At 70.9% G+C, this 14593-nt stretch carries 14 protein-coding genes; 8 read left to right on the plus strand and 6 right to left on the minus strand.

Annotation, left to right across the window (positions count from 1 at the left end; all coding sequences use genetic code 11):
• Positions 1–67: 67 nt before the first annotated feature.
• On the plus strand, positions 68–586 hold the full coding sequence (locus tag ACZ7GZ_RS28520) for a SixA phosphatase family protein (RefSeq protein ID WP_471028496.1): 519 nt from the start codon (positions 68–70) through the stop codon (positions 584–586).
• Between the two features lie 72 nt (positions 587–658).
• Here the strand turns inward: ACZ7GZ_RS28520 and serB are convergent, their stop codons facing one another.
• Complete coding sequence (serB, locus tag ACZ7GZ_RS28525) at positions 659–1882, minus strand: phosphoserine phosphatase SerB (protein ID WP_471028497.1); 1224 nt, start codon at positions 1880–1882, stop codon at positions 659–661.
• A gap of 195 nt (positions 1883–2077) precedes the next feature.
• Positions 2078–2314: a hypothetical protein gene (locus ACZ7GZ_RS28530; protein ID WP_471028500.1), complete on the minus strand. Its 237-nt coding sequence runs from the start codon at positions 2312–2314 to the stop codon at positions 2078–2080.
• An 819-nt stretch (positions 2315–3133) separates the two neighbouring features.
• Between ACZ7GZ_RS28530 and ACZ7GZ_RS28535 the strand changes: the two genes are divergently transcribed.
• Positions 3134–5740 (plus strand): ABC transporter ATP-binding protein/permease, encoded by a 2607-nt coding sequence (locus tag ACZ7GZ_RS28535; protein WP_471028502.1) that lies wholly within the window; start codon positions 3134–3136, stop codon positions 5738–5740.
• Between the two features lie 81 nt (positions 5741–5821).
• Here ACZ7GZ_RS28535 and ACZ7GZ_RS28540 read toward each other — a convergent pair whose 3' ends face one another.
• The 3 genes from ACZ7GZ_RS28540 to ACZ7GZ_RS28550 all read right to left on the minus strand — a co-directional run bounded on the left by ACZ7GZ_RS28540 (position 5822) and on the right by ACZ7GZ_RS28550 (position 8677).
• Entirely contained in the window at positions 5822–6568 is a 747-nt protein-coding gene (locus ACZ7GZ_RS28540; protein ID WP_471028504.1) for a transglycosylase SLT domain-containing protein, read from the minus strand.
• A 316-nt stretch (positions 6569–6884) separates the two neighbouring features.
• Positions 6885–7982, minus strand: a complete 1098-nt coding sequence (locus ACZ7GZ_RS28545; protein ID WP_471028507.1) for an S-adenosylmethionine:tRNA ribosyltransferase-isomerase — start codon at positions 7980–7982, stop codon at positions 6885–6887.
• Positions 7979–8677, minus strand: a complete 699-nt coding sequence (locus tag ACZ7GZ_RS28550) for an SDR family NAD(P)-dependent oxidoreductase (RefSeq protein ID WP_471028508.1) — start codon at positions 8675–8677, stop codon at positions 7979–7981. The genes ACZ7GZ_RS28545 and ACZ7GZ_RS28550 overlap by 4 nt, the downstream gene beginning before the upstream one ends.
• A gap of 228 nt (positions 8678–8905) precedes the next feature.
• On the opposite strand from ACZ7GZ_RS28550, the gene ACZ7GZ_RS28555 reads away from it, so the two are divergent.
• The 3 genes from ACZ7GZ_RS28555 to ACZ7GZ_RS28565 all read left to right on the plus strand — a co-directional run bounded on the left by ACZ7GZ_RS28555 (position 8906) and on the right by ACZ7GZ_RS28565 (position 11126).
• Complete coding sequence (locus ACZ7GZ_RS28555; protein WP_471028510.1) at positions 8906–10075, plus strand: GAF domain-containing sensor histidine kinase; 1170 nt, start codon at positions 8906–8908, stop codon at positions 10073–10075.
• Complete coding sequence (locus ACZ7GZ_RS28560; protein WP_471028511.1) at positions 10068–10709, plus strand: response regulator; 642 nt, start codon at positions 10068–10070, stop codon at positions 10707–10709. Before ACZ7GZ_RS28555 ends, ACZ7GZ_RS28560 begins: the two co-directional genes overlap by 8 nt.
• 171 nt (positions 10710–10880) lie before the next feature.
• The gene (locus ACZ7GZ_RS28565; protein WP_471028513.1) at positions 10881–11126 is read left to right on the plus strand and encodes a chaplin; all 246 of its coding nucleotides are present in this window, start codon (positions 10881–10883) and stop codon (positions 11124–11126) included.
• A gap of 68 nt (positions 11127–11194) precedes the next feature.
• On the opposite strand, the gene ACZ7GZ_RS28570 is transcribed toward ACZ7GZ_RS28565, so the two are convergent.
• Entirely contained in the window at positions 11195–11983 is a 789-nt protein-coding gene (locus ACZ7GZ_RS28570) for a hypothetical protein (protein WP_471028514.1), read from the minus strand.
• 150 nt (positions 11984–12133) lie between these two features.
• Between ACZ7GZ_RS28570 and ACZ7GZ_RS28575 the strand changes: the two genes are divergently transcribed.
• The 3 genes from ACZ7GZ_RS28575 to ACZ7GZ_RS28585 all read left to right on the plus strand — a co-directional run bounded on the left by ACZ7GZ_RS28575 (position 12134) and on the right by ACZ7GZ_RS28585 (position 14503).
• Positions 12134–12925 carry an ABC transporter ATP-binding protein gene (locus ACZ7GZ_RS28575; protein ID WP_471028515.1) on the plus strand — a complete coding sequence of 264 codons (792 nt, stop codon included), beginning with the start codon at positions 12134–12136 and terminating at the stop codon, positions 12923–12925.
• A gap of 83 nt (positions 12926–13008) precedes the next feature.
• Entirely contained in the window at positions 13009–13440 is a 432-nt protein-coding gene (locus ACZ7GZ_RS28580; protein ID WP_471028516.1) for an NfeD family protein, read from the plus strand.
• A 112-nt stretch (positions 13441–13552) separates the two neighbouring features.
• The gene (locus ACZ7GZ_RS28585; protein ID WP_471028517.1) at positions 13553–14503 is read left to right on the plus strand and encodes an SPFH domain-containing protein; all 951 of its coding nucleotides are present in this window, start codon (positions 13553–13555) and stop codon (positions 14501–14503) included.
• Positions 14504–14593 lie beyond the last annotated feature (90 nt).

Consider the following 14593-nt stretch of genomic DNA (forward strand, 5'->3'; position numbering starts at 1 on the left):
CACGCGCGGTGAATCCCCATGTCAACTCCCTGCGCCCCCTGGCCTGTTTCATGCGAAGCTGGTTCCCATGAGCGCCGCAGAACCTCGCAGGATCGTCCTCCTCCGGCATGCGAAGGCCGACTGGCCACAGGTGTCCGACCATGAGCGCCCGCTCGCCGAGCGGGGCCGCAAGGACGCCGTGGTCGCCGGACGCAAGCTGGCCGACACCGGTATCACCTTCGACCTGGCCCTGTGCTCCACCGCGACCCGGACCCGCGAGACCTGGAAGCTCGCCGTCCACGAGCTGGCACACCGGCCGAAGACCGTCTACGAGGAGCGGGTCTACGAGGCCTCGCCCGGCGAACTGATCGCCGTGCTCAACGAGACTCCGGAGGACGTGCGGAACGTGATCCTGATCGGCCACAACCCGGGCGTCCACGGCTTGGCCGACATTCTGTCCGGCGGGGCCGAGGGCGACGCCCGTGAGCGGATGAACCGCCGCGGCTTCCCGGCGGCCGGTTTCGCGGTGCTGTCCTTCGACGGCGACTGGAAGGCCCTGGAGCCGGGCGTGACCACCCTCATGGACTACTGGGCGCCCGCCGAGTGACCTCACACGGACGCGAGGGTCCGGCACCCGCGCGGTGCCGGACCCTGCCGCATCCGGGCCGGCCGGACCGGCTCAGCCCTCGTCGTGCGTGTCGGCCGCCTCGACCTCTTCGCGGGTGACGCCCAGCAGGTAGAGCACCGTGTCGAGGAAGGGGAAGTTCACCGCCGTGTGCGCGGCCTCGCGGACCACCGGCTTGGCGTTGAAGGCGACGCCCAGACCGGCCGCGTTCAGCATGTCCAGGTCGTTGGCGCCGTCGCCGATCGCCACCGTCTGCGACAGCGGCACCCCGGCCTCCGCGGCGAACCGGCGCAGCAGCCGCGCCTTGCCGGCGCGGTCCACGATCTCGCCGGTGACCCGGCCGGTGAGCCTGCCGTCGACGATCTCCAGTGTGTTGGCCTGCGCGAAGTCCAGGCCCAACCGTTCCCTCAGATCGTCCGTGACCTGCGTGAAGCCACCGGAGACGACACCGACCTGGTAACCGAGCCGCTTCAGCGTGCGGATCAGGGTGCGCGCGCCCGGCGTCAGCCGGACCTCGTTGCGCACCTTCTCCACCACGGAGGCGTCCAGCCCCTCCAGCAGCGCCACGCGCGCGTGCAGCGACTGCTCGAAGTCCAGCTCCCCGCGCATCGCCGCCGCCGTCACCTCGGCGACCTTGTCCTCGCAGCCTGCGTGCGCCGCGAACAGCTCGATGACCTCGTCCTGGATCAGGGTGGAGTCCACGTCCATGACCACCAGGCGCTGAGCGCGCCGGTGCAGACCGGCCGAGACCACCGCGACGTCGACACCCAGTGCCGCCGCGTCGGAGGCCAGGGCCGTGCGCAGCGGCTCGGTCTCGACACCGGAGACGGCGAACTCCACTGCCGTCACCGGGTACTTGGCCAGCCGGAAGATACGGTCGATGTTGCCGCCGGCCTTCGCGATCCGGGCGGCGATGGCGGCCGTCGACTCGGAGGTCAGCGGATGGCCGAGGACGGTGACCAGGGAACGCCCGAGGCCGCGCGGCTGGTTGTCGCCGTGCCCCGAGATGATCTCCGCCTGCATCTTCATGGACTCGGCCCAGCTGTGCACGGTGGCCCTCAGATCACCCTCCAGGCCGGCCGGCGGCTGGGTGACCAGCGCGCACAGCACCAGGCGGCCCCGGGTGACGACCTGCTCGATGTCGACCACGTCGACGAGGAAGGCGGCGAGGGTGTCGAAGAGGCCGGCCGTGATGCCCGGCCTGTCCTTGCCGAAGATCTTGACAAGGAGGGTAGGGACCTCGGGGGTCTGCGAAGCGGAGGTCTGCGAAGCGCTCATGGTGTCACCACCGTATCCGGCACCCAGTGCCGTCCGCCGCCGAGGTCCGCCTGACGGACACGGAACAATGGATGACGCACCGGTGTCAGGGACCTTGCCACCGGGAGACACCCTGCCCCCGCACACGTCAGTCCCCGGCTCCACCTCGACTGTGCCACGAAATGCCCTGCCGGGCAGGGCCGGGGGCCCGCCGACTCAGGTTCCGCGCAGGAAGCCGTCTCCGTGAGCGGAGATGTGGGCCTCCAAAGCGGACAGGGCCTGCTGAGTGGACTCCGCCGAACCGGAACCGCGCCGCTCGGCGTAGTACGCCGCCCCGAGCTGCTTCAGCAGATCGTTTCCTGCCCGATGCTGCTGGAGCTCGTCCACCTTCTGCTTGCCCTGGTTCAGTGCGCTCTGAGCCTGTTCCCTGGCCCGGTCGAGAAAGTTCGCCATCACTGCCTCCCATCGCCTCACGCCATCAGTTCCCGCTTCCCGGCCCCGCATACTCACCCGAAGGGCGGCACGGCCGATCACATGACCATGGCGCTGCTCTTCGCGCTCGTCCCCGGTGACGGCCGAGCCTAGACGCCTGTCCGCGTTCGGCGGCCGGCCCCGCCGCCATGTCGGCGGCCGGCTCTGTCGCCGAGCCCCGCCGCCACGGCCACCAGGATGCGGCTCACGACGGCCGGCCCCGCCGCCGTACCGCTCGGTGCACGGCGGACCCCGGCCGGGCGGCGGGGGAGGCCGCCGGGAGGTGGACAGGGTGATCAACGGGACCATCAGCACACCGTCCGCGCCCGCTGAGCAGCGTGACCGCCGTGTCCAGGGGGAGCAGGCCGCGGCCCCTGCTGGCACGGGACCGCCCGGCATCGTCACGAAGAGCGTGGTCACCGTGCCCGCGGAGGAGAGGAGTTCGGCCGGAGCGACGGCAACTCCGGCTGCGGACAGGGGCCGTTGAAGGAACCACGACAGCGGCAGCGCACCGACCAGGCTCACTCCGAGTGGCGTGATCTCGATGGCGGTGTGACCGACATCCGCCGAACGCCGCCATGGCCACACTTATTTGTCCTCCTCGTCGGGTTTGCCGCTCTCCAGCCCGGTTTCAACCCGGCCAACCGGGACAACGCGGCGAGTCGGAGCGCGTGCAGGCGCTCGTGACAAGGCCCGGGTTTCGGTCACGGGGCTGAGCCTGAAATAGTTCCCCACGATGTTCGACATCCCTAGACTCCCTGCGATGGGGGAAACTCGGGGGACAACTCAGTGGGGCATGGAGTGCCGGAACTCGTACTGGAATCAAACGGACGGACCTGGACGTTGGACCCGTCCAGGCCCTACACCCTCGGCCGCGATCCGCAGGGTGACATCGTCTTCGACGACGCCAGGGTGTCCTGGCGTCACGCCACGGTCAGCTTCGACGGCCGCAGTTGGGTCATCGAGGACCACGGCAGCACCAACGGCACGTTCGTGCAGGGCCGGCGGGTCCAGCAGACGGAGATCGGGCCGGGTGTGTCGCTGCACCTCGGCAACGCGACCGACGGACCGCGGCTGAACCTGTCCGGGGCCGCGGTCGGACAGCAGCAGTCGGCGCCGTACGCCGCGCAGGGCGCCGGCGCGCCCGGCTGGGCCCAGCCGGGCGCGGAACACCAGGCCGCCGCACAGCCGCAAGCTGGCGCCGCGCAGCCCCAGGCACCGGCCGTCCAGCCGGCCGTACCGCACCAGGCGCCCGCGCAGCAGCAGGCCCCGCAGCCCGCCTGGCAGCAGCAGGCACCCGCGTTTCCGCAGCAGCAGGCGGCTCCCGCCGACCAGTACCTGCAGCAGGCACCCGGTGGTGGCGCGGGGGCGCCGCCGGTCTACGGCGACCGCAGCCCGACCACGTTCCACCAGTTCGCGCTCGACCGCGTGATGCGCATCGGCCGTGCCCTGGAGAACGAGCTGGTCGTCTCCGACCTGCAGGTCTCCCGGCACCATGCCGAGTTCCACGCCACGCCCGACGGCCGTCTGGAGATCCGCGACCTCGGCTCGCACAACGGCACCTACGTCAACGGCCAGCCGATCCCCAAGGGCGGCTCGGTGCAGCTGGGCCCCGCCGACATCGTCGGCGTCGGCCACTCCACCTTCCGGGTCGTCGGCGACCGCCTCGAGGAGTTCGTCGACACCGGTGAGGTCTCCTTCTCCGCGCGCCATCTGACCGTCACGGTCGACGGCGGCAAGCAGATCCTGAGGGACGTCTCCTTCGGTGTCCCGGAGAAGTCGCTGATCGCGGTCATCGGCCCGTCCGGCTCCGGCAAGTCGACCCTGCTCAAGGCCCTCACCGGCTACCGGCCCGCCAACCAGGGCGAGGTGCTGTACGACAACCGGAACCTGTACAAGCAGTTCGCCGAGCTGCGCCAGCGCATCGGTCTGGTCCCGCAGGACGACATCCTGCACAAGGAGCTGACCGTCAAGAAGGCCCTGAAGTACGCGGCCAAGTTGCGCTTCCCGGCGGACACCACCGCGGCCGAGCGCGACGCCCGTATCGACGAGGTGCTGCGCGAGCTGAAGCTCGACATCCACAAGGACAAGAAGGTCACCTCCCTCTCCGGCGGTCAGCGCAAGCGCGTCTCGGTGGCCCTGGAGCTGCTCACCAAGCCGTCGCTGATCTTCCTGGACGAGCCGACCTCCGGTCTCGACCCGGGCATGGACCGCGATGTCATGCAGCTGCTGCGCGGCCTCGCCGACGACGGCCGTACGGTCCTCGTGGTCACCCACTCGGTGGCCGAGCTGGCCCTGTGCGACAAGCTGCTGGTGATGGCGCCGGGCGGGGCGGTCGCCTACTTCGGCCCGCCGGAGGAGGCGCTGAACTTCTTCGGCTACGACAGCTGGGCCGATGTCTTCTCCGCCTTCGAGAACTACCGCGACTACGACTGGGCGGGCCGCTGGAAGGGCTCGCAGCACTACCAGCTGTACGCCGCGGACGTCGACTCGGTCGCCCCGCAGGCGGTCCAGATGCCGCCGATGCAGGCGATCAGGCCGCCCAAGCCGCAGGGCTGGTTCTCCCAGTTCGTCACCCTGGTGCGGCGCTATGTGTCGGTCATCGTCTCCGACCGCGGCTTCCTGGCCCTGATGGTGCTGCTGCCGGCCGTCATCGGCGCGGTCAGCCTGCTGATCCACCCCGACCGGGGCCTGCTGCCCAACGGCGCCAATCCGCAGACCGGGCAGATCGTGCCCAACGGCACGGCCACCACCGTGCTGCTGATCCTCGCCGTCGGCGCCTGCTTCTCCGGTGCCGCCAACTCCGTCCGCGAGCTGATCAAGGAACGGGTGATCTACGAGCGGGAGCGCGCGACCGGCCTGTCCAGGTCGGCGTACCTGATGTCGAAGGTGTTCGTGCTCGGCATGATCACCGTTCTCCAGGGGCTGCTGGTCGGCGTGATCGGCTTCGCCAAGCGCGAGATCCCGGACCAGGGCCTCATCCTCGGCCACGCCTCGCTGCTGGAGCTGTGCCTGCCGATCATGGGGCTCGGCTTCACCGCGATGATGTTCGGCCTGATCATCTCCTCGCTGGTGAAGACCGCCGAGAAGACCATGCCGCTGCTGGTGATGTTCGCGATCATCCAGGTCGTCTTCACCGGCTGCCTGTTCGCCCTGCACGGCACGGTCGGCGTCAACGAGTTCTCGTACCTGATGCCGTCACGCTGGGCGGTCGCCGCGGCCGGCGCCACGCTGGACTTCAACCGGATCAGCCCGCCGGAGACCGCCGGCGACAACGACCCGTTGTGGAACCACACGGCGGGGGCCTGGACCGGGGACATGATCGCGCTGATCGTGCTCGGCGTGATCTGCGGCTTCTTCGTGGCCCGCTTCCTGCGCCGGCACGAGCCCGAGGTCATGCGGAAGTAACCGCGTCCTGCGCGGACGCCGAAGGGCGGCACCCCGCACGGGGTGCCGCCCTTTCGCGTCTTCGAGAGGTCCGCGCCGACCTCAGTACGCGCTGTTGACGTTGTCGATCGAGCCGTACCGGTGGGCCGCGTAGTTGGCGGCGGCGGTGATGTTGGCGACCGGGTTGTAGATGTTCGAGGACGTGCCCGGCACGTGGTAGATGTTGAAGGTGGGCTGGATCACCTGCAGCAGGCCCTTGGACGGGATGCCGTTGATGGCGTTGATGTCCCAGTTGTTGATGGCCATCGGGTTGCCCGAGGACTCACGCATGATGTTGCGGTGTAGGCCGCTGTACGAGCCCGGGATGTCGTGCTGCTTCATGATGTCCAGCGCCTGCCGGATCCAGCCGTCGAGGTTGTTCGCGTAGGTCTTCGCGGCGACCGGCTGCATCGGGACGCGCTGCGCGGAGCGGCTCGCGGCGGCCTTGACGGCGCGGTCCTGCGCGGCCTTCTTCGCGGCGGCGTCGGCGGCGGCCTTCTTCGCGGCGGCCTCGGCGCGCTGCTTGGCGGCGGCCTCGTCGGCGGCCTTCTTCTGCGCGGCGAGCGTGTCCAGCTTGACCGTCTCGGTGGCGAGCTGGTCGGTGACCGTGCCCTTGACGTTCTTCAGCGTGGTGGCGGAGGCGACCTGGGCGGTGGTGACCGGGGCGCCGGTGGTGACGGTGTCCGCGTGACCGGGTACGGCGGAGAGAGCGATGGCGGCGGTGCCGAGAGCGGCGACACCGGCGACGGCGATCTTGTGCTGCTTGGTCAGGACACGACTATGAGCACGGGTGAGGATGTTCTTGGGCATGGCTGATGGACCTCTTCGTTTGCGCGGAGGTCGCTCCTGCGTCCGCCGGGGGAATCGGCTCCTCCCGCACGAACGCCGCGGGCTGGTAGCCGCGGCGCTGAGCGACGAGAGCAATTCTTAGCGGGCACAAAATGCCCAGGCAAAGGTGTGACGTACGATCCCCGATAGTGGATCAGGGAAGGGCAAAACGGGACAGACTGGACCGTCTGTCCCGTTCATCTGGGGGGGTTTATCTCCTATGCCCGTTCGTACGTGATGTGGGCCCTATGCGCGGGCTCACATCGGAGACGTAACAGTCTCACCATGAGTCGCCACCTCAACGCGCTGCGTGAGGACCCTCCTCCGGGAGGATGAGATGCACGTCGCCGAACTCGTGCCACAGGTAGAGCCCCCGCAGCGCCTCGTCGTAGGCACGGTCGACCGCCCCGCGGCCCGCGACCGCCTCCAGCATCAGCAGATGAGAGGCCTCCGGCTCGTGCAGCCCGGTCAGCAGCCCGTCCACCACCCGTACCCCGCGCTCGGGCGTCACGACCAGGTCCGTCCACCCCTCGGCCGCCCGCACCACCCCGTCCGGCCCGGCCGCCGACTCCACGGCCCGCACGGCCGTCGTACCGACCGCGATCACCCTTCCCTCACCCGCCCGCACGGCGTTGATCAGCCGCGCCGACGCCTCCGGCACCACGAACCGCTCCGGATACGGCGGCTCGTGCGCCTCCGCCGACGCCACCCCCGTGTGCAGCGTGATCGGTGCGAACCGCACCCCCCTGCTCACCAGCTCCACCACCAGGCGCGCGGTGAAAGGCCGCGCCGCACTCGGCATCTCCGCACTGCCCTGCCCGTCCGGCGACGGCAGCGCGAACACCGTCTGGTACGCCGACAGCGGCTGGTCGCGCTCCGTATAGGAGTAGCGAATGGGCCGCCCGCAGACGCGCAGCGTCTCCAGGGCGTCCCCGTCCGTCCGGGCCCACCACAGCCGCTCCCCACGCGGACTGAGCGGCTCCTCCAGTACCAGCCGCCCCGCCTCCGGCAGCACCACCTCCGTACCCGCACGCGTGCCCGTACGCGTGCGGGTAGTGCCCCGCCCGTCCGGTTCCCGCACCTCGACCGCCCATCGGCCGTCGTCCCCGCGCGTGGAGAAATGCACCACCACGCGCGCGTGCCCGATCCGCCCGTCCACCGCCGCGGCGAGCGTGGGGGAGGTGTTCACCAGCAGCACGTCCCCGGCCCGCAGCAGCAGCGGCAACTCCGGGAAGGCGTGATGCGTCACCTGTGGACCGCGCGACACCAGCAGCCGTACGGCGTCCCGGTCCAGCCCGGCACCGCGCTGCTCGGCGGGCACGCGCGCCGACAGCTCCGGCGGAACCTTCCCCCACGCTCGACCCGGCTCGCGCGAGGGGACCCTGGTGGCGGTCACCGCGCCTCCAGCAGCGCCGCCGCCGTGTACCGGCCGCTCGCCGGGCGGCGGTCCAGCAGCCGCAGGAATGCGGGAGCGATCTCCTCCGCCGCCGGCGTCCCGGACAGATCCTCACCGGGCTCGGCGGCGGCCAGCATGTCCGTCCGCATGGCGCCCGGATCGACCCACCACACCCGCAGCCCCGGCTCCTCCACCGCCAGCACCGCCGAGAGCCGGTCCACCGCCGCCTTCGTCGCCCCGTACGCGCCCCACGTGCGGTAGGCCTCCACGGCCGCGTCCGAGCTCACGTCGATCACCGCACCCGCCGGTGCCTCCCGCAGCAGCGGCAGCGCCTCCTGCAGCAGCCCCAGCGGAGCCACCACATTGGTCTCCAGCGCGGCCCGGAAGCCGTCCAGCGACTGGGCGCCGAGCGGCACCAGGGGCTCGGCGCCCAGGATCCCCGCGTTGTTCACCACCAGATCGACACCGCCGAGCGTGCGGGCCGCCGCCACCAGCTCCGCCCGGTGCCCGGCGTCCGTCACATCCCCGGCCGGCGCCTCCACGCGCGTGCCGTGCGCGGCGACGCTCTCCGCGGCTTCCTTGAGCGCCTCGGCGCCCCGGGCGTCCAGCACCAGATCCCAGCCCCGCGCGGCCAGCGCCTCGGCGAGCGCCCGCCCCAGCCCCTTCGAGGCCCCCGTGATGATCGCTACCGGCATGACTACCGTCCCCTCGTCGCCGACCGCCCGCGTCGGGCGGTGCCGACACCGTAGGAACGGCACCGCCCCGGCCGCCTCGGACGCGGGCCGCAATCCCGAGGGGTCCTTCGGCGTACACCCGACGGCCGGGGACCCGGGATCCGGACCCGCAGCCCTAGGTCCAGCGGACCAGGCCCGGCCGTCACAGGTCCGATCCGCGCTGTCACACCCCGCCGGTACCGTGAGGACATGAGTCAAGGCCCCCGGTCCGGCCTCGCCGCGGTCAGTTCCGCGCTGCTGGCCATGAGCAGGCACCTGGAGGTGCGCGACGTCCTCAAGACGATCGTCGCCTCCGCCCGTGAGCTGCTCGACGCGCAGTACGCCGCCCTCGGCGTCCCCGACGACCACGGCGGCTTCGCCCAGTTCGTCGTCGACGGCGTCAGCGACGCACAGTGGAAGGCCATCGGCCCGCTGCCCCGCCAGCACGGCATCCTCGCCGCGATGCTGCACGAGGCGAAGGCCGAGCGTCTCGCCGACGTGCGCAAGGACCCCCGCTTCGAGGGCTGGCCGTCCGCGCATCCGGACCTGGTCGACTTCCTGGGCCTGCCCATCCGCGACGGCGACGAGGTCATCGGCGCGCTGTTCCTGGCGAACAAGGTGCGCCCGGTGGGGGGCCACCCCCCGTGCCCCGAACCAGGGGGGAGGTGCGGCTTCACGGAAGAGGACGAGGAACTGCTGTCCATCCTCGCCCAGCACGCCGCCATCGCCCTCACCAACGCCCGCCTGTACGAGCGCAGCCGTGAGCTGACCATCGCCGAGGAACGCTCCCGCCTCGCCCACGAACTGCACGACGCGGTCAGCCAGAAGCTCTTCTCGTTGCGCCTGACCGCCCAGGCCGCGGCGGCCCTCGTCGACCGCGACCCCGCCCGCGCCAAGGGCGAACTGCACCAGGTCGCCGCGCTCGCCGCCGAGGCCGCCGACGAACTGCGCGCCGCCGTCGTGGAGTTGCGCCCCGCCGCGCTGGACGAGGACGGACTGATCGCCACCCTGCGCACCCAGACCCAGGTCCTCGACCGCGCCCACACCGCGCGCGTGACCTTCACCAGCAACGGCTTCCGCGCCCTGCCCGCCGCCCAGGAGGAAGCCCTGCTCAGGGTCGCCCAGGAGGCCCTGCACAACGCCCTGCGCCACTCCGGTGCCGCACACGTCGACGTGAGCGTCCAGCGGCGCGGCTGCGGAGCCGTGCTGCGCGTCACCGACGACGGCAACGGCTTCGACCCCAAGGCGGTCCGCCGCGCCGGACGCCACCTGGGCCTGGTCTCCATGCGGGACCGGGCGAGCGGGGTCGGCGGCGCGCTGAACGTGGAGTCGGCGCCCGGCAAGGGCACCACGATCGAGATGGAGGTCCCCGGTGGCTGACACAATCAAGGTGCTGCTCGTCGACGACCACCAGGTCGTCCGCCGGGGCCTGCGCACCTTCCTGGAGGTGCAGGACGACATCGAGGTCGTCGGCGAGGCCGCCGACGGCGCCGAGGGCGTCGCCCGCGCCGAGGAACTGCGGCCGGACGTCGTCCTGATGGACGTCAAGATGCCGGGCACGGACGGCATCGACGCCCTGCGCAGGCTCCGCGAACTCGACAACCCCGCGCGCGTGCTGATCGTCACCAGCTTCACCGAGCAGCGCACGGTCGTACCGGCGCTGCGCGCGGGCGCCGCCGGATACGTCTACAAGGACGTGGACCCCGACGCCCTCGCCGGCGCCATCCGTTCCGTGCACGCCGGCCACATCCTCCTCCAGCCGGAGGTCGCCGGTGTCCTGCTCTCCCAGGAGGAGGCCAACTCCGGGCAGGGAAGGGGGAATTCACTCACCGAGCGGGAGCGTGAGGTGCTCGGCCTGATAGCCGACGGCCGCTCCAACCGCGAGATCGCCCGCGCCCTGGTGCTGTCCGAGAAGACCGTCAAGACACACGTCTCCAACATCCTCATGAAACTGGACCTCGCCGACCGCACCCAGGCCGCCCTGTGGGCCGTTCGCCATGGCCTGACCGGCTGAAACGCCCTCACCAAGGCCTCACCCAGCGCAGCGCGAGCGGTCAGGCTATGGACTGAGATTCATACCGTCGTGGGAATGTCACTCAGATGGCGCACCCTCCGGCGATCTCCGCCGTTCTCCAGTGCGTGCTGCGGCGAACCGCCGCGGTGACCGTCTAGGAGGGGTTGGAAAGTGAAGAACCTGAAGAAGGCCGCAGCCGTGACGATGGTGGCCGGTGGCCTGGTGGCCGCGGGCGCGGGGATGGCCTCGGCCACGGAGGGCGCCCACGCCTGCGGCGACGCCCTGGGCTCTCCGGGGGTCATCTCGGGCAACGTCATCCAGGCCCCGGTGCACGTCCCGGTCAACGTGGTCGGCAACAGCGTCAGCGTGATCGGCGTGCTGAACCCGGCCTTCGGCAACACCGGTCTCAACCACTGAGCTCCGACCCACAGCGACCACAGGCCTCCCGTGTGCACCGGGGGGCCTGTCGGCTTTCCGTCGGTCGCCTACCGCATCCCCCGCTCCCGCTCCTCCACGAAGGAGTTGTACGCCGCCACCTGCGCCCGCCGCGCCGTCCGCTCCACGGGCCGCAGGGCCTGCGACCGCGCGGCCATCTCAGCGGAGCTGACCGCACCGCCGTGCCCCTTGCCGTACGCCAGGGACACCAGCAGCCCCACCCGCTGCGCCAGCTCCAGCACCCGCACCGCACGCGACGGATACCCGGGGGCGAGCACCTCACGCCCACGCTCGGCCCGCGCCCGGTACGCGTCGATCGCCGCCTCCGCCACCGGCCCCGACCCGGCGACGTCCAGCTTCGACAGCACCGCGGTCGCCTCCCGCAGCGCGTCCGCGAGCTCCCGCTCGGCCTCGCCCAGCGACGGCACGTCGGCGGGCGGCGCCTCCCGCACCGGCAGCACCTGCCAGACCACCTCGGCATGCACATCACCCTCGGGCCCGGCCTCGTACGCCCGAGGCACCAGACCGAACGCGGCACCGAAGCAGACCACCGCCTCCTCGGCCTCCAGCGCCCGCGCATTGAACTCCGGCGGCCCGCTCAGTCCCAGCGGATGCCCCGGCACCGGCAGCGCGACCCGCAGCCCCGTCGCCCCCAGCGTCCGCAGCCGCCCCAGCGCGAGCGTGAGCCCGACCTGCGCGGCTTCCCCGGGCAGTCCCTCCACCCGGTGCACGGTGTCCTCACCCACAATGGCGAGCGCTGCGTCATCCGGAGGGACAAGTCCGGCCAAAAGGGCATTTCCCCAAGCGGCAAGGCGTCCTGAACGCGGTTCCGAGAGCATGCCCCCACCCTAAGGACAGGACCGATGGAATGGTGCCGGGCACTCGTGGCGTAGATTTCATAAGGGCTGCGCCCACCGGCGCGGCGGACCGAGCCACAGGCGTACGCGACAGCCGAGACCGGCCACACTGCAAGGGGAGACAACGCGCTCATGAGCGATGTTCTGGAGCTTCAGGACGTATCCGTGGTCCGCGAGGGCCGGGCTCTGGTGGACCAGGTCTCCTGGTCGGTGAAGGAAGGGGAGCGCTGGGTCATCCTCGGCCCCAACGGCGCCGGCAAGACCACGCTGCTGAACGTCGCCTCCAGCTACCTCTTCCCCAGCAAGGGCACCGCCACCATCCTCGGCGACACCCTCGGCAAGATCGACGTCTTCGACCTGCGCCCCCGCATCGGCATGGCCGGCATCGCCATGGCCGAGAAGCTCCCCAAGCGCCAGACCGTGCTCGAGACCGTACTGACGGCCGCCTACGGCATGACCGCCCACTGGCAGGAGGAGTACGACGAGGTCGACGAGCAGCGCGCCCGCGCCTTCCTCGACCGCCTCGGCATGAGCGACTACGTCGACCGCCGCTTCGGCACCCTCTCCGAGGGCGAGCGCAAGCGCACCCTGATCGCCCGCGCCCTGATGACCGACCCCGAGCTGCTCCTGCTCGACGAGCCCGCCGCCGGCCTCGACCTCGGCGGCCGCGAGGACCTCGTCCGCCGCCTCGGCCGGCTCGCCCGCGACCCCATCGCCCCCTCGATGATCATGGTGACGCACCACGTCGAGGAGATCGCCCCCGGCTTCACCCACGTCCTGATGATCCGCCAGGGCAAGGTCCTCGCCGCCGGCCCGATCGAGCTCGAACTGTCCTCCCGCAACCTCTCCCTCTGCTTCGGCCTCCCACTCGTCGTCGAGCAGGTCGGCGACCGCTGGACCGCCCAGGGCCTGCCCCTGTCCTGACCCTTCACCGGAGGCGGTCGCGAGCCCGCCCCACTCCCTTTCGCGCCCTGTCCGCCGCCCGACCCCGGCCCTACCATGACCATGTGAACGACATCGACGCATGGGTGTGGTGGCTCGTCGGCGCGGCGGCGCTCGGAATCCCGCTCGTGGTCACCGCGATGCCGGAGTTCGGCATGCTCGCGATGGGGGCCGTCGCAGCCGCCGTCGTGTCAGGCCTCGGCTTCGACGCCGTGATCCAGGTCCTCGCGTTCGTCGTCGTCTCCGTCGCGCTCATCGCCGTCGTCCGCCCCATCGCGGCCCGGCACGGCAGACAACGCCCCCGACTCGCCACCGGAGTCGACGCCTTGAAGGGCAAGCAGGCAGTCGTCCTGGAGCGCGTCGACGGCTCGGGCGGCCGCATCAAGCTCGCCGGAGAGGTCTGGTCGGCCCGCTCCCTCGACACCGGCCGTGCCTACGAAGTCGGCCAGGAGGTGGACGTCGTGGACATCGAAGGGGCCACCGCGATCATCATCTGAGGCATCCGGCCCACGAGTTGGGCGACGGTCTGTCAGACTCGACCAGCAAGATCTTCGACAACCAGCGGGATCTGCCGAAAGCGCCAAGGCCGAGAGGGGTACGGGGAACACGATGGAACCGGTCATCATCGTCCTGGTCATTCTGGTGGTGTTGGTCTTCATCGCCCTGATCAAGACCATCCAGGTCATCCCACAGGCCAGCGCCGCCATCGTCGAGCGCTTCGGCCGCTACACACGCACGCTGAACGCGGGCCTGAACATCGTGGTCCCGTTCATCGACACCATCCGCAACCGCATCGACCTGCGCGAACAGGTCGTACCGTTCCCGCCGCAGCCGGTGATCACCCAGGACAACCTGGTCGTCAACATCGACACGGTCATCTACTACCAGGTGACGGACGCCCGCGCGGCCACCTACGAGGTCGCCAGCTACATCCAGGCGATCGAGCAGCTCACCGTCACCACACTCCGCAACATCATCGGCGGCATGGACCTGGAGCGCACCCTGACCTCCCGCGAGGAGATCAACGCCGCCCTGCGCGGCGTCCTCGACGAGGCGACGGGCAAATGGGGCATCCGCGTCAACCGCGTCGAGCTGAAGGCCATCGAACCACCCACCTCCATCCAGGACTCGATGGAGAAGCAGATGCGCGCCGACCGTGACAAGCGCGCCGCGATCCTCACCGCCGAAGGTACCCGCCAGGCCGCCATCCTCACCGCCGAGGGCGAGAAGCAGTCCCAGATCCTGCGCGCCGAAGGTGAGGCCAAGGCCGCCGCCCTGCGCGCCGAGGGCGAGGCCCAGGCGGTCCGCACGGTCTTCGAGGCCATCCACGCCGGCGACCCCGACCAGAAGCTCCTCTCCTACCAGTACCTCCAGATGCTCCCGAAGATCGCCGAGGGCGATGCCAACAAGCTCTGGATCGTCCCCAGCGAAATCGGCGACGCCCTTAAGGGCCTCTCCGGCGCCATGGGCAACTTCGGCCACCTGGGCGGCGGTTCGGGCAGCAGCGGCTCCTCGGGCAACGGCGGCACAGAGCGCCGAGAGAAGCCGTCGATCGACTGACACCCCCGTACACCCGGAGAGGGGGGGGGGGGCCGCGGGAAGGGAGAGCCCCCCCCCGCCCCGACCAAGGATCCCGAGTAGGAGGGTTAA

Source organism: Streptomyces sp. NPDC037288 (genome assembly GCF_055603265.1).